Below are 21,183 nucleotides of genomic sequence, written 5' to 3' on the forward strand. Positions count from 1 at the left end.
ACATGGACATAACTAGAGTCAAGCAATGACCGTCGAACCCGATACCACCGTGACTTCCGACGCCAGCCGATCCCGGCGTACCCGGGCGACCCTCAAGGGGCGCCAGACCGACCCCGACCTCCTCGAGGCATTGCGTCGGTTGCTGGGCGATGAACGCAAGTACCCCGAGCTGCGGCGGCGCGATCTCTTGATCGAGCACCTGCACGCTATCCAGGACGCCAATGGTCATCTGGCGCTTGACTGGCTGAGGGCGCTTGCGAGCTACATGACGCTGCCGATGGCGGCGGTCTACGAGACGGCGACCTTTTACGCTCACTTCGATGTGGTGCATGACGGCGAGGCGCCGCCACCCGCACTGACGGTGCGCGTGTGCGACTCGCTGTCCTGTGAACTGGCCGGGGCCGAGCGTCTGGCCGAGGCGCTGTCAGGCGGCCTCGACCCCGAGCAGGTGCGTGTCACCCGCGCCCCCTGCATGGGCCGCTGCGACCTGGCGCCGGTGGTCGAGGTGGGGCACCACCACCTGGGCCACGCCACCCCGCAGGCGGTGGAGGTGCTGGTGGAAACCGGCAAGGTCCACCCCGAGGCGGTGCTGTGGCAGCACCTCGATGAATATCGCCGAGAGGGCGGCTACGAGCTGCTGCGCGGCTGCCGGGAAGGCCAGGTGACGGTCGATGCGCTGACCTCGATGCTCGAGCGAGCGGGCCTGCGGGGTCTTGGCGGCGCGGGTTTCCCGACCCATCGCAAGTGGCAGAGCGTTCGCGCCGAGCCCGGGCCTCGCTGGTGCGCGGTCAACGCCGATGAGGGTGAACCGGGCACCTTCAAGGATCGCTACTACCTGGAGCGTGCCCCCCACCAGATGCTGGAAGGCGCCCTGGTGGCCTGCTGGGCGGTTCAGGCAGAAGGCGTCTATATCTACCTGCGCGACGAGTATCCCGGCGTCCACCGGGTGCTGATCGAGGCCATCGAGGAGCTCGAAGACGCCGGTATCGCACAGCCGGGCCAGCTTATCCTCAGGCGTGGCGCCGGGGCCTACATCTGCGGCGAAGAGTCGGCGATGATCGAGTCGCTGGAGGGCAAGCCAGGCAAGCCCAGGCATCGTCCGCCGCTGGTCGCCCACAAGGGCCTGTTCGGCCGGCCTACGCTGGTCAACAACGTCGAGACCCTGTACTGGATACCGGTGCTGTGGCGCGAGGGCGTGGCCATGTACGCCGGTCAGGGCCGACGCGAGCGCAGCGGCCTTCGCAGTTTCTCGCTGTCCGGACGGGTACGGCGGCCTGGCGTCTATCTGGCGCCCGCCGGCATCAGCCTGCGCGAGCTGGTCGACGAGTACGGCGGCGGCATGGCGCCGGGTCATCGGTTGGCCGGCTATCTGCCGGGGGGCGCCTCCGGGGGGATCCTGCCTGCCGCCAAGGCGGATATCGCGCTGGACTTCGACACCCTCCAGGCGGAGGGCTGCTTTATCGGCTCGGCGGCGGTGATCGTGCTGTCCGAACAGGACGACCTGCGCGCGGTGGCCACCAACCTGCTGGCCTTCTTCGCCGACGAATCCTGCGGTCAGTGCACCCCCTGTCGGGTCGGCAGCGAGAAGATGCTGAGCCTGCTCGAGCGCGATAAATGGGTGGTGGAGGACCTGGAGCGTCTGTCCCGGGTGATGCAGGACGCCTCGATCTGCGGCCTGGGGCAGGCGGCGCCGAATCCGGTGCTGAGTCTGCTGCGCCACTTCCGCGATGACCTGGGTCGCCACGACATCATCGTCACCGATACCGCCGAGGGAGCGCGCTGATGACCCGATCCCGGAACGCTTTTGTCTCCCACGTCGCTGATGATCCGACGCTCGAGATCTTCACGCTGACGCTGGATGGTGTCGAGGTGAGCGCCTGGCCCGGCGAGACCCTGTGGCAGGTGGCCAGGCGCGCCGGGGAGACCATACCCCACCTGTGCTTCAAGGACGCCAGCGGCTACCGGGCCGACGGCAACTGCCGCGCCTGCATGGTGGAGATCGAGGGCGAGCGGGCGCTCGCCGCCAGTTGCCTGAGGGAGGCGCGCCCCGACATGGTGGTCAGAAGCCAGTCGTCCGAGCGCGCCCGGGTCGCCCGCGAGGGTGTGCTGGAGCTGCTGCTCAGCGACCAGCCGCCGCGCGACGATAGCCCGGATCGTGCAAGCCAGCTGTGGCAGATGGCCGATCACCTGGCGGTGGACGCCACCCGCGCCCGTGCTCGCTACCCTAGGCGCAGGCCCGACGTCGTGCGTCATGCGCCCGGCGCGCGTCTGCCCGGTGAGCGCTCACCGATCGCAGATGATGCCAGCGGGACTCGCCGTGCTTCCGCTACAGCAGGCCACGACACCAGCCATCCGGCGATGACGGTCAACCTGGACGCCTGTATCCACTGCACCCTGTGCGTACGCGCCTGTCGCGAGGTACAGGTCAATGACGTCATCGGCATGGCCCATCGCGGCGCCGCCAGCAAGGTGGTGTTCGACTTCGACGACGCCATGGGCCAGAGCAGCTGCGTGGGGTGCGGAGAATGCGTCCAGGCCTGTCCTACCGGCGCCCTGTCGCCGACCAGCCTGATCGATGCCCAGGGCCGCGGCAGCAGTGACAGCGCCGAGCGTAAGGTGGACTCGGTGTGTCCCTACTGCGGTGTCGGCTGCCAGTTGACCTACCATGTCAAGGATGACGCCATTCTCTACGTGGAAGGCCGTGACGGCCCGGCCAATCAGGGACGGCTGTGCGTCAAGGGACGTTTCGGCTTCGACTACGGTCGCCACCCGTCGCGGTTGACCCGGCCGCTGGTGCGGCGCGAGGGTGTGCCCAAGGGCATGGACGAGGGCTTCGATCCCGCCCGGCCACTGACCCATTTTCGCGAGGCCGACTGGGACGAGGCGCTGGCGCTGGCCGCCGGGGGGCTGACCCGGCTCAAGGCCGACCGCGGCCCCAGGGCGCTGGCAGGCTTCGGCAGTGCCAAGTGCTCCAACGAAGAGGCCTGGCTGTTCCAGAAGCTGGTACGCACCGGCTTCGGCTCCAACAACGTCGACCACTGCACCCGACTGTGTCATGCAAGCTCGGTGGCGGCGCTGATGGAGTGCATTGGCTCCGGCGCGGTGACCGCCTCCTTCATGCAGGCGATGAACGCCGATGTGGTGATCCTTACCGGCTGCAATCCGGCGGTCAATCATCCGGTGGCGGCGACCTTCTTTAAGCAGGCGGCCAAGGGCGGCACCCGGTTCATCATCATCGACCCTCGGGGCCAGGCGATGGGGGCCTATGCCCATCGGGTACTGCGCTTTACCCCGGGGGCCGACGTCTCGCTGTTCAACGCCATGCTGAACGTCATCATCGACGAGCAACTCTTCGATGAGGCCTATATCCGCGAGCACACCGAGGGCTTCGAGCGGCTCAAGGCGTCGGTGCGTGATCAGACGCCGGAGTCGGTGGCCGCGGCCTGCGGTGTGCCCGCCGACGAGATCCGTGCGGCGGCGCGGGAATACGCCAACGCCGAACGGGCGATGATCTTCTGGGGCATGGGAATCTCCCAGCATACCCACGGCACCGACAACGCCCGCTGCCTGATCTCGCTGGCGCTGGCCTGTGGCCACACCGGGCGCCCCGGCACTGGCCTGCATCCGCTGCGTGGCCAGAACAATGTCCAGGGGGCCTCCGACGCCGGCCTGATCCCGATGGTGCTGCCGGACTATCAGCCGGTGTCCGACGCCCAGGTGCGGGCCTCCTTCGAGGAGCTCTGGGGCAACGCTGGCACCAGCCGCGAGGGCAGAGGCGACGCCCTGGATCCCGAGCCAGGCCTCACCGTGGTCGAGATCATGGACGCCATCCACGCCGGCACCATTCGCGGCATGTACATTCTGGGCGAGAACCCGGCCATGTCGGACCCGGACCTGACCCACGCCCGTGGGGCACTGGCAAGCCTCGACCATCTGGTGGTGCAGGATCTGTTCGTCACCGAGACGGCGCAGTTCGCCGACGTCATCCTGCCGGCCTCGAGCTGGCCGGAAAAGGACGGCACCGTGACCAACACCAATCGCCAGGTGCAGTTGGGGCGCCAGGCGCTGCCGCTGCCCGGTGATGCGCGGCCGGACTGGTGGATCATCCAGGAGATGGCGCGGCGCTTTGGCCTTGACTGGGACTATGGCCACCCGCGCGAGGTCTATGCCGAGATGCAGAAGGGGATGGCCTCGCTGAACCATATCGACTGGAAGCGACTCGAGCGCGAGGGCGCGGTTACCTATCCCTGCCAGGCGGAAGGGGCACCCGGCGAGGACGTGGTGTTCTCCGAGGCCTTCCCCACCGCGAGCGGCAAGGCGCGTTTCTCGCCGGCATTGCCGCTGCCACCCGACGAACCCATCGACCGCGACTACCCGACGGTGCTGTCCACCGGGCGCCAGCTCGAGCACTGGCACACCGGTTCGATGACCCGCCGGGCCCAGGTACTCGACGATCTGGAACCCGAGGCGGTGGCCAGCCTGTCGGCGGGGGAGCTCGCCCGACTGGGGTTGCGCCCGGGCGAGCGGGTGACCATCACCACCCGGCGTGGCGCCATCACCCTGGTGGCGCGGGTTGACGACGGTATGCCTGACGGCATGGTATTCGTGCCTTTCTGCTATGTGGAGGCGGCGGTCAATCTGCTGACCAATCCGGCGCTGGACCCTTACGGCAAGATTCCGGAGTTCAAGTATGCCGCCTGTCGGTTGAGTCGCGCCGAGCCGGCCCAGGTCACCTAGGCGCTGTCCGAAAAGTCGACGAGCGAAGGTTAGACAAGGCAAAAATCGGTGAGAAAGCGCAGTTTACGGGGTGTAAATGAGCATTTTGATCCGATTTTTAACGCCGTATTACCGAGCGCAGGCACTTTTCAGACAAGCCCTAATCTGAACGTAAGACACAGCAACAAGGAGTCACCCACCATGATGATTGCCGAGTTGATCGACGGTCGTGACTTTCGTGATCGGTTGGTGGCGCTGGGAGTGCGCCTGCCCGAGGATGCCTGCCCGGAGACCTGCGCCAGGATGGCCCGGCTCAAGGCCCGTGAGGTCGGTCTGCCCGGTCTTGCGGCGCTGGTACGCGAGTTGATGGACAAACAGGAGGTGCTGCTGCCGTCGGTCCAACAGGCCATCCAGGCCCACCTGATGGGGCTCGATGATAGCGGCGAATCCAGGGCTGCAGGGAAGGGCTCAGCCTAGACCGCCGGCTTGCAGCCTCTCAGTCGCAAGGCGAAGATGGCGTTTCTTCGCCAGCGGCGGCAGGTGGCCCCATGATTCTGAGCGCTGAGCTCGCACAGCAGATCATCGACAAGACCCAGGATATTCTCGACGCCAACATCAACGTGATGGACGCGCGTGGGGTGATCATCGCCAGCGGTGATCACGCTCGCCTGGGTACCCTGCACGACGGTGCGGTGCTGGCGCTTCAGCGTGGCAGCGAACTCGAGATATCCGAGCATGACGTCGATGCCTTCAAGGGGGCTCGGCCGGGCATCAATCTGCTGCTTGAGTGCGCCGGCGAGACGGTGGGGGTGCTCGGCATCACCGGTCCGCCACCGCAGGTGCGACAGGCGGCGAGGCTGGTCAAGGTGACCGCCGAGATGCTGGTCGAGCAGGCCGACATGCTCAGTCAGCTTGAGTGGGCCAAGCGCCATCGGGAAGGTTTTATCCTGTCGTGGGTCAACGCCGAGCTTTCTTCCGAGCAGCTTCACGACTGGGCCGAGCGTCTGGGGATCGACGTCGCCTGTCAGCGCCTGGCGGTACTGATCGAGCTGGACAGGGGGTCGCCCAGCGCAGACCTGGACGCCATGCAGCGGCTGATGGAGCTAATGGCTCGTGACAGCCTGGTCACCCAGGTGTCACCCCATCGCGTTCTGGTACTTCAGCCTGTGGCGGATCAGGCTGGACAGCGTCAGCCGGGCGCACATCCAGGCCTTGGCGAGGCTATCGATGCCCTGCTGGCGCGCCTGGCACTGCTCGCTATCCACGGGGTCAAGGTTGCCGTCGGGCGCGCCTTCGACGCACCAGGCGACCTTCACCTGTCCTTCGAGAGCGCCCGGCAGGTGCTGGCAACCGGCAAGCGCCAGTATCCCGAGCGAATGATCTATCACTACGATGAGTTGCGCCTGCCGGTGCTGCTGTCACCGTTGAACGAGGCCTGGCAAGGCGAACAGTTGCGCGAGGCGGTCGAGCGCATCCGTGGCGCCGACAGCCAGGGGCGACTGCTGAAGACCCTGGCGATGCTGATCGAGCACGAGGGCAACCTGAGCCGCTGCGCCGATGCCCTGCATGTCCATCGCAACACCCTGCGCTATCGGCTGGATCGCATCCACAAGATCACCGGCCTTTCTCCCCATCGCTTTACCGGCCTGGTGGAGCTGTACCTCGGTCTGGAGCTGTCTTCCGGCAACAGCGCTCGCTGATACCCCAAGGCCGATCTTTCTCGCTGGTGGCGAGCGGTGGCTTATGAGCTGTCGCGAGCAGGCGATCGCGTGCGAGTTATCGCATGCGAGGTAGTGCCATGACGCCAGCCGTCCCCCTGTCGCAGGGTGGGGCATCGCGCCTGCCTGGTCTCTGTGGCCACGCTGATGGTCGCGGCTGTCCCTGTCGGCAGGTCGTTTCCGCGACCTGGAACGGTAGCCGCAGCGTTGCGGTTGTCGTTTTTTTCTTACATTAAATTACGCATTAGTTACCAAGAGTCGCCACGGCATTTTGTGCAGGATAATTAGCAGGGAGACAAATCTGTGCAGCTTTCCCCTGTGGCGGGCCGATATATGCCGTTCCCCCAGGAGGCTTGCGCCGCCCATCTGGACGCTCCTTCACCACTGAGGCCGGCCGATGAGTGACTGGAAGTCCGAGGAAGAACGGAGTCTGGGCTTCCCGCCATTGCTGCTGGTGGTGCTGACCTTCGGTGCACTGATGGCACTGCATACCCTGTTCGCCTCCTCCTCGTCTTCGTTGTTCTTGTTTGACCTTCTTACCTTCAGCCGCTCGGGAGCGGTGGCGTCGTTGCTGGCAACGCTCGGTATTCTGGCGCTGGTCATCGGCTGTGGTCGGGTCAGGCAGCTGGCCTCGCTGGCCCTGCTGGCGTTCAGCCTAGGGCAAGCCATGTGGCTGCTTGATCAAGTCAATCGTCAGGTGAGCATCGAGGCGTTGCCGGCAATGTCGTTGCTGCTGATGCTGCTGTTCGCCTTCTGTCTGTGGCACGGTCGAGGCGCCGGGCGCAGACGCTACGCTGCCCTGGGGCTAGTGTGCATGGTGGCGGGTGCGCTGGGATTTTCAATTCTGTGGACAACGGAGGATGCTCCACGCTGGCGCCTTGTGCTGTTCGAGTCTCGACCGCTTGGCACCGTCATGGTGTTTACCTACGGCGTCATCTTCTGGCTGGTCGCCCGCCAGCGCAGCTTGAGCTTGCGACGGCTGGCGCCCAGGGTGATCAAGGTCGGGCTTATCGGCACCAGTCTCAGCATGCTGGTGGGCTTCGGGGGCTACCACCTCTATTCACTCGATCTGAAGCAGGATCTGAGCACGCAGCTGGATGCCCTGGGCGAGCGCATCGTCAACTGGGAAGAGCGCTACCGCCTGGGCTGGAGCGAGTGGAGCCTTCCGCTGGCCCAGGCCGGAGGCTCCCCGGAACCCACCGGTCCCGGGGTCCGGGAAGAGGTGCTTGCCTACGTCTGGTGGCAGGATAACGGCGCGCTGCGCTGGGACCGCGCTGATGGTCACGAATCAACCACACGCCTCGGAGAAGTGCTGGCGCTGCACGAGGTTCGAGGCTGGCTTGATCAGCGCCAGGACGAGGCCATGCGCTGGTGGATGGTGGACAAAGGCGCGGCGCTGCTGGAGGTCAACAGCTTCGGTGTGGCGGGCCCCAGGCTGGTGGTACTTGTCGACACGACGCTGTGGCTTGAGCACTTGAGTGAAGGACTGTCGGCGAACCTGTCGCTGCTGGAGCGCCGACAAGCAGAGGTATTGGACCATGCTGCCCGCGAGGTCTGGGTAGAGCGCGGCAGGCTGGCCGGCGTGATGCGGGACGATATTCCCCTGGCCGGCGGTACGCTGCTGCGGATTCAGGCATCGAAGCCGCTGTCACTTCAATGGGTGCTGTTGCCGGCGCTGTTGCTGGCATTGGGCCTGTTTGTCACCTATCAACTGATGACCTGGATTGCGCTGGCGCGATTGCGTCGCGAGCAGGCGATCTCCCTGGCGACGCGTGAACAGGAGTTTCAGTCCCTGTTCGGACTTAACCCCGTGCCGATGCTGCAGGTTCGACGTTCGGGCCTGGTCGGTGCGCTCAACGACTCTGCCATCGACGCGCTGGGTGACAGGGCAGGGGAGGCTATCGCTCGACCCTTCGCCGAGGTAGCCGGTCGCTTGCTGGGATGCGGTGACGCGCCCGATGAATTGATGAAGCACTTCGATGATGTCATGACCGGGCGACAGCGGTCCGTAGTGTTCGAGTGCTCGATCGCGGATTCCACCTTCCGGCTACGCCTGCAGCAGGTCCGGGTGGGGGTGGCCTGTGTGGGGCTTTTCGCCAGTTTCGCCGATATCAGCCTGCGTCAGCGCGAGCAGGCCAGGCTGTCGATCATGGAGCACTGTCTCAGGGAGAGCAGCAATGGAGTGGTGATCTTCGACGCCCAGGCCAGGGGAGGGCCCGTGATGTACGCCAATGCTGCCCTGTGCCGCATGCTGGATGTTCCGGCATCCGCGGTGACCGGACTGCTGGCGAGTGAGCTTGCCAGGACCATGGGGCTGGACCCGGTGACGGAAGCCGAGATCTGCCACTGGATGAAGTCCCAGCAGGCGGGGTCGGTCACTGCGCAGGCCAGCCTGGAAGGGGGAGGCGGTCGCTGGTATGACCTGACGCTCTCGCCGGTGCACGCGCTGCGCGAAGGTGTGAGTCATTACATCGGCATCGTCGATGACGTCAGCCAGCGCAAGGTTCAGGAGGAGATGCTGGCCCACCAGGCCACCCACGACGCCCTGACGGGTCTGCCCAATCGTACCTTGCTGGCCGACCGGCTGGAGCACGACGTGGCCCTGGCGACACGTCATCGGCAGGGGCTGGCGGTGCTGTTCATCGATCTGGATGCGTTCAAGCCGATCAACGACAGCCTGGGGCATGAGGTCGGTGATCGCGTACTGGTCCAGGTCGCCAAGCGCCTGAGCCGAGGGCAGCGACGCTCGGATACCCTGGCGCGCCTGGGCGGGGATGAGTTCGTGCTGGTGCTGGTGGATATCGGTGGCAAGGACAAGGCCATCGCGGTGGCTGAGCGTCTGCTGGACCAATTGCGTGAACCCTGCCGCGTCGACGGTTACCAACTGCAGATATCCGCCAGTATCGGGATTGCCTTGCTGGATACCAGGACCACCCTGTCGCCACAGCGGCTGATCCAGCAGGCCGATCTCGCCATGTACCAGGCCAAGCAACGCGGGCGAAACCAGTATCAGTTGTTCACACGCACCCTGGACGGTCTTCCCGGTCGTCATGTGACTCTGCGCAACGCGCTGCGTATTGCCATGGAGCAGCAGCGACTGCAGTTGTTCTATCAGCCCCAGGTGGATGGCGAGGGCAGGGTCACCGGCCTGGAGGCATTGATACGCTGGTCCCACCCCGAATTCGGCTGGGTACCACCGTCGGAGTTCATTCCGCTGGCCGAAGAAACCGGTCAGATCATCGATCTGGGTCGCTGGGTGATGCGCAGGGCCTGCTACGACGCCAAGCGGCTGTGGCGAAGCGGGCTCAAGCCAGGTCGGGTGGCGGTGAACCTGTCACCGCTGGAATTTCATCGCATGGACTTTCTCTCCAGCGTGTGCCAGACGCTGGACCAGACCCACCTGCATGCCGAGTGCCTGGAGCTGGAAATCACCGAAGGCATGTTGCTGGACGACCAGGAACGCGTGGCCCGTACGCTGGGGGCCCTGGCGGCCCGCGGGGTCACCACGGCGATCGACGACTTTGGCAAGGGCTACTCGAGCTTCGACTATCTCAAGTCGCTGCCCATCGACAAGATCAAGATCGACCGTGGCTTTGTTGCCCAGTGCCTGGACAGCGAGCCCGACCTGGCGGTCTGTCGTAGCGTGATCACCCTGGCCCAGGAACTGGGCCTCGAGGTGCTGGCGGAAGGGGTCGAGACACCGCATCATTGCGCCGCCCTGAAGGACCTGGGCTGTACCACCTTCCAGGGCTATCTGTTCGCTCGACCGGTGCCATTCCGGGAGCTTGCCGGCCTGCTGCGGCGCCCCCATCTGGCGCCGCAGCAGGAGGCCTCGACGGATCGGCAGGTACTGTCGGGGGCTGGGGCGCGCCGAGAGTGAACGGCCGTCAGGTCCTGAATACCACCCCCGGCGTCGTTTCGAAGACGACGCGGGGGTGGGCTTCAGGGCAGGCTATTTCAACAGGCTATTTCAACAGGCTATGTCAGCAGGTCGAGACACCAGGTCGTGACGGAGAGACACCCAGGGGGCCGAGCGTAGGGGCTTTTCCGCCAGTGCCTAGCCGCTGGCCAGGCTCAGCGCCGGGCTGCTGCCCAGGTTGGCCGCCAGTGTGGTGCGGTACCAGTCGATAAAGTCGATCACCCCATATTCGTAGGTGGGGGAGTAGGGGCCCGGGCGATAGGCGAGGGAGTTGATGCCACGCTGGTTTTCTTCGGCAAGCCGTCGGTCCTGGGCGTTGGTGGCGTCCCATACCCGGCTCAGGTTCTCGACGTCGTAGTCGACACCCTCCACCGCGTCCTTGTGCACCAGCCACTTGGTGGTGACCTGGGTGCGCTGGGGCCCCAGCGGCAGTACCCGGAACACCGCGGCATGGTCGCCGACAAAGTGATTCCAGCTGTTGGGCAGATGCAGGATGCGCAGGGAGCCCATGTCCTCGATGCCCTGATGGGTCAGCGGACGGCGACAGGCGGCCCTGCCGTCCATGGTCATGGACACGGTGCCCTCGACCAGCGGGGTGCGGGTCAGGCGATTGCGCTTGCCTCCCGCCCAGCGCATCTTCCAGGGGATGCCGAGGCTATCCCACTCCTGCTGCTTGCGTGCCACCAGGCTGCGGTATTCCGGCGTGGCTCGCGGGTCCTCGGTGTCGTCGAACTCGTAGAGTGACTTGATCAGCTCCGGGTGGGAGCCGTTGCAGTGGTAGCACTCGCGGTTGTTCTCGAGTACCAGCTTCCAGTTGGCCTGCTCCTCGATGGTGGTGGTCACGGCCACCTTGAGGTTGGCCATGTCGTAGAAGCTCAGATAGCTGTCGAAGATGGCCTTGAGGTCGCCCACGTCAGGTGGATTCTCGGCGAGACTGACGAACAGGTAGCCGCCGGCCTCGGTCAGTGCGACCGGGGCGAGTCCGTAGTCCTCGAGTCGAAAGTCCTCGCCCATTTCGGTGCCGGCGAACAACAGGCGTCCGTCCAGCTCGTAGGTCCACTGGTGGTAGGGGCACACCAGCTTGGCCAGCTTGCCCTTTTCGGTGGAGCACAGGCGAGAGCCACGATGGCGGCAGGTGTTGTGGAAGGCGTGGATGGCGTCGCCATCGCCGCGCACGATGACCACTGGATTGTGGCCGATGTCGAGGGTCAGGAAGTTGCCCTTGGCCGGAATTTCGCAGCTCATGCCGGCGAAGATCCACTCGCGCTCGAAGATGGTCTGCATGTCGAGCTGGAACAGTCGTTCATCGTTGTAGAACGGCTGCGGCAGCGAGAAGCCGTGGGGGTGGTGTGACATCGTCTCCAGGGCGAAACGGCGGGCGTCCCCCAGGGGATCCTCAAGGTTGAGATGGGCGATGGGCTCCATGGTGCACTCCTCGTGATGCGATAGATGCGGTGTCGATGGGCGCGGTGGCCCATGGCAAGGGGCGCCGCTATGGATCAGGGGAAAGCATGAGCGGCGCTATCAACTGGCGTGCGTCGCGGTTGTCATGCAGCGCAGTCTGGGGCAAGCGGTATGACGCTGGGTATCTGGCGGCGACACCAGATGATGCCGTTGCGACCTCTTTGTCGCCGCAGCGAGCGTGGCCGGAGGATTCGAGTATGCTGATGTCGCGATCAGACAAGTGGCGCGCGAGGCGCGAGGGGCAGAATGCGCTCAATGACCAGGCCTCGAGCGGCGTTCGGGGCCTGGGTGAACCGCCGACTGCCTGCGAGCGAAACCGCCATGGTGACGAATTTTCTCAATCCGGTGACCACCCAGACCTGGGCCAATGGCCGCCACGTCGTGCGTTGCGTCAAGGTCATTCAGGAGACCTGGGACGTCAGAACCTTCTGCTTCATGGCCGAGCAGCCGGTGATGTTCTTCTTCAAGCCGGGGCAGTTCGTCACCCTGGAGATGGAGATCGACGGCGAGTGCGTCTTCCGCTCCTACACCATCGCCAGCTCACCCTCCATCCCCTACAGCTTCTCGATCACCGTCAAGCGAGTGCCGGGGGGGCGCGTCTCCAACTGGCTGCATGACCAGATGGACGTGGGCCACGAACTGGCGGTGCACGGTCCGGTGGGGGACTTCAACTGCATCGACCACACCGCCGACAAGGTGCTGATGCTCTCCGGCGGTGTCGGCATCACGCCGCTGATGTCGATGACCCGCTGGTTCTTCGATACCAATGCGGCGGTGGACCTGGCCTTTATCCACTGCGCCAGGACCCCCAGGGACATCATCTTTCACCGTGAGCTTGAGCATATCTTCTCGCGGATTCCCGAGTTCCGGCTGAATATCGTGTGTGAGCGGGACAACGAGCTGAACCAGGCCTGGTCGGGTTTCCGCGGCTTCCTGTCGGAGCCCATGCTGGAGCTGATGGCGCCTGATTTTCTGGATCGAGAGGTCTTCTGCTGCGGGCCCACGCCCTTCATGTCGGCGGTCAGGCGTCTGTTGACCCAGCGTGGCTTCGACATGAGTCGCTACCACGAGGAATCCTTCGGTGCCACGCCGGTCGACGTCCAGGAAGACGTCCACGAGCTGGCGGAGCAGGCCGAGGCGGAGGCCGAGGAGCTCGTGGCGGCCGACATGCACTGTGTCGAGTTCGCCTCGGCGGGCAAGAGCGTACGCATCCAGCCGGGCGAGACCGTGCACGCCGCGGCCTCAAAGCTCGGACTGCATATTCCCAAGGCCTGCGGCATGGGCATCTGCGGCACCTGCCGGGTGCCACTGGTCGCCGGTGAGGTGGACATGGAACACAACGGTGGCATCACCGACGAGGACGTGGCCGAGGGCTTCATCTTGTCCTGCTGCAGTCGGCCCAAGGGTAACGTCACGGTGGACTGGTAGCGGCGGTGGCTCCCGGCGGAGGAGGGTCGTAGGCCACCCAGCGCGGCAGTGGTGTAACCGTCCGGTGCAGGTGACTCCGTATGGCGTTGATAAATAGGAGGGCCGTGAGAAATTCGGTTAGGCTGGAGTCTGATTTTTGCTGGTATTCGGACGCCATGCCATCCTCGCCCCTGCACCCGCTCCATCCATCACGGCCATCGCCGGCACCATCGTCAGCACAGCAAGGGCAGGCCGATGTCTCTGGCGGCGAGCCGCTCACGCCGGCGCTGTCGGTGGGCTTTGTGTTGCTGTCGCGCTTTACCCTGCTGCCCTTTGCTGCCTTCGTCGACTGCCTACGGCTGGCGTCCGACGAGGGCGATCGCAGTCGTCAGCTACGTTGCCGCTGGCGCTTTCTGTCAGAGGATGGCGCCGAGGTTGCGTCGAGCTGTGGTGCGGTGATCTCGCCCTGCGAACCGATTGGCGGACGCCATGGGCAGCCTTTCTGTGATCCCCGCCAGTTCGACTACCTGGTGGTTATCGGCGGGGTGCTGGGGGATGGCGAGGAACCTGATCGCCCTGAGCGAAACCGCCCTGAGCGAGATGGAGGCACCCTCGACTATCTGCGCCATGCGTCGGCGTTGGGCGTGCCGCTGGTGGGGGTGTGCACCGGGGTCTACTCGCTGATCCAGGCTGGTGTGATGGAAGGGCGGCGCTGCTGCGTCAGCTGGTATCACCACCTGGATATGACCCGGCGTTTTCCCGCCGTCAGCGCGGTGGCCGACCGTCTCTATGTCGACGATGGCGACCGCCTGACCTGTGCCGGTGGCGCGGCGGCGGCGGACCTGGCGGCCTATCTGGTGGAGCGCCACCTGGGGCGCGCCTGGGCACGCAAGAGCCTGCACATCATGCTGCTGGATGGCCACCGAAGCGGCGACCACTCCCAGCCACAGCCGGTGGTCTTCGATCGCATCGAGGACCGCATCGTACGCCGCGCCGTGGCGATTCTCGAGCAGCATCTGGGCGAGCCGCTGTCGGTGGATGAGCTGGCGACGCGCGCCGGCGCCTCGCGTCGAGGCCTCGAGCGCAAGTTTCGCGAGGCCTTCGGTGTCGGCCCGCAGAAGTTCGCCCGGGATCTGCGCCTGCGCTATGGTCTGTGGCTTCTGTACTTCACCGACCATAGCGTCACCGAGATCGGCGAGCGCTGTGGTTTCGCCGACACCGCCCACTTTTCCCGCCACTTCCGCAGCGCCTTCGGCCAGTCACCTTCACGTCTGCGTCGCGATCCTGTCGGTCGCGAGGAGGCCGGCGTCGATCCCTTCTTTCTGCATGTCGGTGCACGCCTGGGACATCGTTGAGCGCCTCCCGCTGGCGCAATTGCCCCTGATAATGCCCCTGATCGTGCCGCTGATAGTTCCCCTGAACGTGCCGCTGGCAACGTCATTCTGGCGCTCGTCCACAGCGCCCGGATCATGCCTGCGTCCAACAAAGCTGTCGCATTTGTTCAAGTTCTTGAGGGGCCGCTCGGCTTCAATGACCTTATCCCGCCGGGCGTCTGCGCTTGTCTGGGCCGGGCTCTGCCCATCTGGGCCCGTCTGGGCCGGTCCCGGCAGCGTCGATGTCCCTGACGGCGACGCCGATGTCGTTTCCAGAATGTCGGCGCCGGGATAGCGGCTTACCTTGGAGGCGGGGGACTGCCCGTCTTCGTCAGCCATCACAACGACAACATCGATCAGGCGAAAGCGGCCGCGAAGAGGCGCCTCGCCGTTACTGGAGATACCCCATGCCCAGCGCTCATCTGTCCAGCTCGTCACTGTCCCGGTTCGATCCGCAGATCGCCGAGGCCATCGCCGACGAGGTCGTTCGCCAGCAGGATCATGTGGAGCTGATCGCCTCGGAAAACTACGCCAGTCCCGCGGTGATGGAGGCCCAGGGCACCCAGCTGACCAACAAGTACGCCGAGGGCTATCCCGGTAAGCGCTACTACGGCGGCTGCGAGCACGTCGACGTGGTGGAGCGGCTGGCCATCGAGCGGGCCTGCGCGCTGTTCAGCGCCGACTACGCCAACGTGCAGCCCCACAGCGGTGCCCAGGCCAATGCCGCCGCCTTCATGGCACTGGTATCCCCCGGCGATACCGTGCTCGGCATGAGCCTGGCCCACGGCGGCCACCTGACCCACGGCGCGGCACCGAACTTCTCCGGCAAGCACTACCACGCGGTGCAGTATGGTCTGGACGAGGCCACCGGCCAGATCGACTACGCCGAGGTCGAGTGTCTGGCCAGGGAGCATCGCCCCAAGTTGATCGTCGCCGGCTTCTCGGCCTACTCCCAGGTGGTCGACTGGCGCCGCTTTCGCGCCATCGCCGACAGCGTCGGCGCCTGGCTGCTGGTGGACATGGCCCACGTCGCCGGTCTGGTGGCGGCCGGGCTCTATCCAAGCCCGCTGCCCCACGCCCACGTGGTCACCACCACCACCCACAAGACCCTGCGCGGACCGCGCGGTGGCCTGATTCTGTCCGCCAGCGGTGACGAGGCGCTGTACAAGAAGCTCAATGGCGCGGTCTTCCCCGGCCAGCAGGGCGGTCCCCTGATGCATGTCATCGCGGCCAAGGCGGTAGCCTTCCGCGAGGCCATGAATCAGGACTTTGTGCGCTACCAGGAGCGGGTCATCGCCAATGCCAAGGCCATGGCCGAGACCTTTCTCGAGCGCGGCTACGACGTGGTCTCCGGTGGCACCGAAGACCATCTGTTTCTGGTCTCGCTGATCCGCCAGGGCGTCACCGGCAAGGACGCCGACGCGGCCCTGGGTCGCTCGCACATCACCGTCAACAAGAATGCGGTACCGGGCGACCCGCAGAGCCCCTTCGTCACCTCGGGCCTGCGCATCGGGACCCCGGCGGTGACCACCCGAGGCTTCGATGCCGAAGAGTGCGAGCGGCTTGCCGACTGGATCTGCGATGTGCTGGATGTGCTGGCCCGTGGCGACGACACCGCCGCCATCGAGGCCGACGTACGCCAGCGGGTCGGCGAGCTATGCGCGCGTCACCCGGTCTATCCGGCGCCTCGGCAAGCCGCTGCCGAGCCGGCCTGATGATCCCCCGGCGGTCGTGACGCACGGTGCGACCGCCCAGGCACTTTTCAGACACGCTCTAGCCCAGAGTTTTGAGGGACACCCTATGCAACGCTACTCCGGATTCGCGCTGGCCCGCCACGCCCTGAGTCACCACGAGAACTGGCAGCGCCAGTGGCGCAACCCGACCCCCAAGGCCGCCTACGACGTGATCATCGTCGGTGGTGGCGGCCACGGCCTGGCCACCGCCTACTACCTGGCCAAGGAATTTGGCGTGCGCAATGTCGCGGTGATCGAGAAGGGCTGGCTGGGCGGCGGCAACACCGCCCGCAACACCACCATCGTGCGCTCCAACTATCTGTGGGATGAGGCCGCCGCGCTCTATGAGCACTCGATGAAGCTGTGGGAAGGGCTGTCCCGGGATCTCAACTACAACGTGATGTTCTCCCAGCGTGGCGTGCTCAATCTTGGCCATACCCTGCAGGACATGCGCGACATCCAGCGCAGGGTCAACGCCAACCGGCTCAACGGCATCGACGGCGAGGTGCTCGACGCCAGGGGCGTGCAGGAGATCGTGCCGATCCTCGACTGCTCGAAGAACGCGCGCTACCCGGTGATGGGGGCCTCCTGGCAGCCCCGCGCCGGGGTCGCCCGCCACGACGCCGTGGCCTGGGGCTACGCCCGTGGTGCCGATGCCCTCGGCGTCGACATCCTGCAGCAGACCGAGGTGACCGGGTTCAAGATCCGTGACGGCCGAATCCTCGGGGTGCATACCAATCGCGGCGATATCGAGGCTAGCACTGTAGGCTGCGTGACCGCCGGCAACTCCGGGGTGATGGCATCGCTTGCGGGGCTGCGCCTGCCGCTGGAGAGCCATCCGCTGCAGGCACTGGTGTCGGAGCCGCTCAAGCCGGTGCTCGATACCGTGGTGATGTCCAACCACGTGCACGGCTATATCAGCCAGTCCGACAAGGGTGACCTGGTCATCGGCGCGGGTATCGACGGCTACAACGGCTATGGCCAGCGTGGCAGCTACGCCACCGTCGAACACACCCTGCAGGCCATCGTCGAGATGTTCCCGATCTTCTCGCGGGTGCGCATGAACCGGCAGTGGGGCGGCATCGTCGATACCTGCCCGGACGCCTGTCCGATCATGTCGAAGACCCGGATCGAGGGGCTCTACTTCAACTGCGGCTGGGGCACCGGTGGCTTCAAGGCGACCCCCGGTTCCGGGCATGTGTTCGCGGCGAGCCTGGCCAAGGGCGAGATGCATCCGCTGGCCGCCCCCTTCTCGATCGACCGCTTCCACAGCGGCGCACTTATCGACGAACACGGCGCCGCCGGTGTCGCCCACTGATTCAGGAGGTTCACATGTTCCATATCCATTGTCCCTACTGCGACGAGTGGCGCGAGGAAGAAGAGTTTCATCCCCGGGGGCAGGCGCACATCGCACGCCCCGAGGACCCGGCCGGATGCTCCGACGAGCAGTGGGGCGACTATCTGTTCTTTCGTGACAACCCCCGCGGTATCCACCACGAGCTGTGGGTCCATGCGGTGGGCTGTCGCAAATTTTTCAATGTGACGCGCCACACCCAGAGCTACGAGATCCTCGAGACCTATCGCATCGGTGAGCGACCGCGCTTTACCCGCGACAACCCCGACGGGATTGGCGCCGTAACGCCTGAGTCCCTTGACGACAGCGATATCGCCACCGCCGCCCAGGAGGTTCGCGCATGAGCCAGCCCAATCGCCTCGACACCGGGGGCCTGATCGATCGCAGCACGCCCCTGCGCTTTACCTTCAACGGCAAGGAGTACACCGGCTTTCACGGGGACACCCTGGCCTCGGCGCTGCTGGCCAACGGGGTGGACGTGGTCAATCGCAGCTTCAAGTATTCGCGTCCCCGGGGCATCGTCGCCGCCGGCGCCGAGGAGCCCAATGCGGTGGTTCAGCTCGGCCAGGCCGAAGCCGAGCAGGTACCCAATGTGCGCGCCACCCAGCAGGCCCTGTTCGAGGGGCTGACGGCGCGTTCCACCAACGGCTGGCCCAACGTCCAGTGCGACCTGATGGGGACCATCGGCAAGCTTGGCGGCAAGCTGATGCCCCCCGGCTTCTACTACAAGACCTTCATGGCGCCGGCCTCGCTGTGGATGACCTACGAGCGCTATATCCGCAAGAGCGCGGGGCTGGGGCGCAGTCCGCTAGAGCGCGATCCGGACATCTACGACCACATCAATCGCCACTGCGAGGTGCTGGTGATCGGGGCAGGGCCGGCGGGACTGGCGGCGGCCCTGGCCGCCTCGCGCAGCGGCGCCCGGGTGATCCTGTGCGACGAGCAGGAGCGCTTTGGCGGCTCGCTGCTGGACGGACAGGAATTGCTGGATGATCGCCCAGCGTTGCAGTGGGTCGAGGAGGTGCTCGAGGAGCTTGCCGCCAATCCCGAGGTGACGCTGCTGCCGCGCACCACCGCCAACGGCTATCACGACCACAACTTTGTCACCCTGCACGAGCGGCGCAGCGAGCACCTGGCCCACTGCGCGCCTCGAGTGGAGGGACGCCGTCAGTCGCGCTCGCGCCTGCATCGGGTGCGGGCCGCGCGCGTGGTGCTGGCTACTGGTGCCCACGAGCGTCCGCTGGTCTACGCCGGCAATGACGTGCCGGGCAATCTGCTGTGCTCGGCGGTGTCCACCTACATCCGCCGTTACGGTGTGGTGCCGGGCAAGCGGCTGGTGGTGTCCACCAGCAACGACGACGGCTACCGTGCCGCGCTCGATTGGCTGGACGCCGGCCGCGAGGTGGTGGCGGTGGCCGACGCCCGGCCTGCACCCGACGGTGAACTGGTCGAGATCGCCCGGGCGCGCGGTATTCGCATCCTGCCGGGCTCTGCCGTGGTCGAGGCCAGGGGCGAGCAGCGGGTTGCCTCAGCGCGGGTCGCGCCCATCGATATCGAGGCCTTTCGCGTCATCGGCGCCAGCGAGACGCTCGACTGCGACACGCTGGCCAGTTCCGGCGGCTTCAGTCCGGTGATTCACCTGGCCTCCCATACCGGGACGCGGCCGAGCTGGCGCGACGACCTGATCGCCTTCGTGCCCAATCTGCCCAGGGGCATGTTGGTGGCCGGCGCCGCCGGCGGCACCTTTGGCCTGGCCGAGGTGCTGGCACAAGGCCACGATGCCGGCCTCGAGGCGGCGAGCCAGGCCGGCTTCGAGGGTACCGAGCTTACCTTGCCGGCGGTGGCCTCGCGGCGCGACGGTGCGGCGGTGGCGCTGTTCCAGGTGCCCCACGAAAAGCCGACCCTGCGGGCGCCCAAGCAGTTCGTCGACCTGCAGAATGACGTCACCGCTGCCGGGATCGAGCTGGCCACCCGGGAAGGCTTCGAGTCCATCGAGCACGTCAAGCGCTACACCGCCATGGGCTTCGGTACCGATCAGGGCAAGCTTGGCAATATCAACGGCATGGCCATCGCCGCGCGTTGCCTGGGGCGTTCGATTCCCGAGGTCGGCACCACCGTGTTCCGGCCCAACTATACCCCGGTCACCTTCGGTGCCATCGTCGGTCGTCACTGCGGTGCGCTGTTCGATCCCGAGCGCTACAGCGCGCTGCACCAGTGGCACGTCGAGCAGGGCGCCGAGTTCGAGGACGTGGGCCAGTGGAAGCGGCCCTGGTACTTCCCCAGAACCGTCAACGGCAAGCGCGAGACCCTGCACGAGGCGGTGATGCGCGAATGCCGCGCGGTGCGCGAAGGCGTCGGCATCCTCGACGCTTCGACCCTGGGCAAGATCGATATCCAGGGACCGGACGCCCGCGAGTTTCTTGGCCGGATCTACACCAACAAGTGGGCCAAGCTGGGCGTGGGCAAGGTGCGCTACGGCTTGATGTGCAAGGACGACGGCATGGTCATGGATGACGGCACCACCAGTTGTCTGGCCGAGGATCACTTCCTGATGACCACCACCACCGGTGGCGCCGCGGGGGTGCTCGAGTGGCTGGAGCTGTGGCACCAGACCGAGTGGCCCGAGCTCGACGTGAGCTTTACCTCGGTCACCGACCACTGGGCCACCATGACCGTCACCGGCCCCAGGGCGCGGGAGCTGATGAGCGAGCTTACCGAGGGCATCGATCTGGATCGCGAGGCGTTTCGCTTCATGGACTGGCGTGAGGGCAAGGTGGCCGGGGTGCCGGCACGGGTGTTCCGGATTTCCTTCACCGGCGAGCTGGCCTACGAGATCAACGTCCAGGCCCACGCCGCCATGCACGTGTGGAAGGCGCTGTTCGCCCACGGCGAGAAGTACGACCTGACACCCTACGGTACCGAGACCATGCACGTGCTGCGTGCCGAGAAGGGCTTCATCATCGCAGGTCAGGACACCGACGGTTCGGTGACCCCGGAGGATCTGGGCATGCAGTGGGCGGTAGGCTACGACAAGCCATTCTCCTGGGTCGGCCAGCGGGCGCTGACCCGCAGCGACACCGCGCGCCAGGACCGCAAGCAGCTGGTGGGGCTGAAACCCAGGGATCCGTCGGTGGTGCTGGAGGAGGGCGCCCAGATCGTGCTCGACCCTGACCATCCGATTCCCATGCCGATGGTCGGCCACGTGACCTCGAGCTACTACAGCCCGACGCTCGAAACCGGTTTCGCCCTGGCGGTGGTCAAGGGTGGCCACCAGCGGATGGGCGAGACCGTCTATCTACCCTGTGTCGACGGCAAGGTCCACGAGGCCGAAATCGTTTCCACCATCTTCCTCGACCCCAAGGGGGAGCGCCAGAATGTCTAGGCATGTACCAGCTTCCCGCCTCTTGAGCGGCAAGGTCCACGAGGCCGACATCGTCTCCACCCCCTTTTTTCTCGACCCCAAGGGGGAGCGCCAGAATGTCTAGGCATGTACCAGCTT

At 65.8% G+C, this 21,183-nt stretch carries 12 protein-coding genes; 11 read left to right on the forward strand and 1 reads right to left on the reverse strand.

What is annotated here, in order from left to right:
• The first annotated feature begins 25 nt into the window (after positions 1 to 25).
• From NKF27_RS04025 to NKF27_RS04045, 5 genes are all read left to right on the forward strand, one after another.
• A complete protein-coding gene (locus NKF27_RS04025; protein ID WP_253555423.1) occupies positions 26 to 1,783 on the forward strand; it encodes an NADH-ubiquinone oxidoreductase-F iron-sulfur binding region domain-containing protein in 1,758 nt (585 codons plus the stop codon).
• Positions 1,783 to 4,737, forward strand: coding sequence for a formate dehydrogenase subunit alpha (fdhF, locus tag NKF27_RS04030; protein WP_253555424.1), 2,955 nt, complete (start codon positions 1,783 to 1,785; stop codon positions 4,735 to 4,737). The genes NKF27_RS04025 and fdhF overlap by 1 nt, the downstream gene beginning before the upstream one ends.
• A gap of 180 nt (positions 4,738 to 4,917) precedes the next feature.
• Positions 4,918 to 5,193 (forward strand): hypothetical protein, encoded by a 276-nt coding sequence (locus tag NKF27_RS04035; RefSeq protein ID WP_253555425.1) that lies wholly within the window; start codon positions 4,918 to 4,920, stop codon positions 5,191 to 5,193.
• Positions 5,194 to 5,264: 71 nt separating this feature from the next.
• Positions 5,265 to 6,416 carry a sugar diacid recognition domain-containing protein gene (locus tag NKF27_RS04040; RefSeq protein ID WP_253555426.1) on the forward strand — a complete coding sequence of 384 codons (1,152 nt, stop codon included), beginning with the start codon at positions 5,265 to 5,267 and terminating at the stop codon, positions 6,414 to 6,416.
• A gap of 415 nt (positions 6,417 to 6,831) precedes the next feature.
• Entirely contained in the window at positions 6,832 to 10,314 is a 3,483-nt protein-coding gene (locus NKF27_RS04045; protein WP_253555427.1) for a bifunctional diguanylate cyclase/phosphodiesterase, read from the forward strand.
• 177 nt (positions 10,315 to 10,491) lie between these two features.
• On the opposite strand, the gene NKF27_RS04050 is transcribed toward NKF27_RS04045, so the two are convergent.
• Entirely contained in the window at positions 10,492 to 11,778 is a 1,287-nt protein-coding gene (locus NKF27_RS04050) for an aromatic ring-hydroxylating dioxygenase subunit alpha (protein WP_253555428.1), read from the reverse strand.
• A gap of 360 nt (positions 11,779 to 12,138) precedes the next feature.
• Here NKF27_RS04050 and NKF27_RS04055 point away from each other — a divergent pair, with 360 nt between their 5' ends.
• The 6 genes from NKF27_RS04055 (at position 12,139) to NKF27_RS04080 (ending at position 21,066) form a co-directional block, all read left to right on the forward strand.
• Positions 12,139 to 13,245, forward strand: coding sequence for a hybrid-cluster NAD(P)-dependent oxidoreductase (locus NKF27_RS04055; protein WP_253555429.1), 1,107 nt, complete (start codon positions 12,139 to 12,141; stop codon positions 13,243 to 13,245).
• Positions 13,246 to 13,400: 155 nt separating this feature from the next.
• Positions 13,401 to 14,579, forward strand: coding sequence for a GlxA family transcriptional regulator (locus NKF27_RS04060; RefSeq protein WP_253555431.1), 1,179 nt, complete (start codon positions 13,401 to 13,403; stop codon positions 14,577 to 14,579).
• A gap of 425 nt (positions 14,580 to 15,004) precedes the next feature.
• Positions 15,005 to 16,312, forward strand: a complete 1,308-nt coding sequence (gene glyA / locus NKF27_RS04065; protein WP_253555433.1) for a serine hydroxymethyltransferase — start codon at positions 15,005 to 15,007, stop codon at positions 16,310 to 16,312.
• An 85-nt stretch (positions 16,313 to 16,397) separates the two neighbouring features.
• Entirely contained in the window at positions 16,398 to 17,648 is a 1,251-nt protein-coding gene (locus tag NKF27_RS04070) for a sarcosine oxidase subunit beta family protein (protein WP_253555435.1), read from the forward strand.
• Positions 17,649 to 17,662: 14 nt separating this feature from the next.
• On the forward strand, positions 17,663 to 18,028 hold the full coding sequence (locus tag NKF27_RS04075; protein ID WP_253555436.1) for a sarcosine oxidase subunit delta: 366 nt from the start codon (positions 17,663 to 17,665) through the stop codon (positions 18,026 to 18,028).
• On the forward strand, positions 18,025 to 21,066 hold the full coding sequence (locus NKF27_RS04080; RefSeq protein WP_253555437.1) for a sarcosine oxidase subunit alpha family protein: 3,042 nt from the start codon (positions 18,025 to 18,027) through the stop codon (positions 21,064 to 21,066). The genes NKF27_RS04075 and NKF27_RS04080 overlap by 4 nt, the downstream gene beginning before the upstream one ends.
• The last annotated feature ends 117 nt before the right edge of the window (positions 21,067 to 21,183 follow it).

Source organism: Halomonas sp. DN3 (assembly GCF_024137905.1).
Lineage (GTDB): Bacteria > Pseudomonadota > Gammaproteobacteria > Pseudomonadales > Halomonadaceae > Halomonas > Halomonas litopenaei.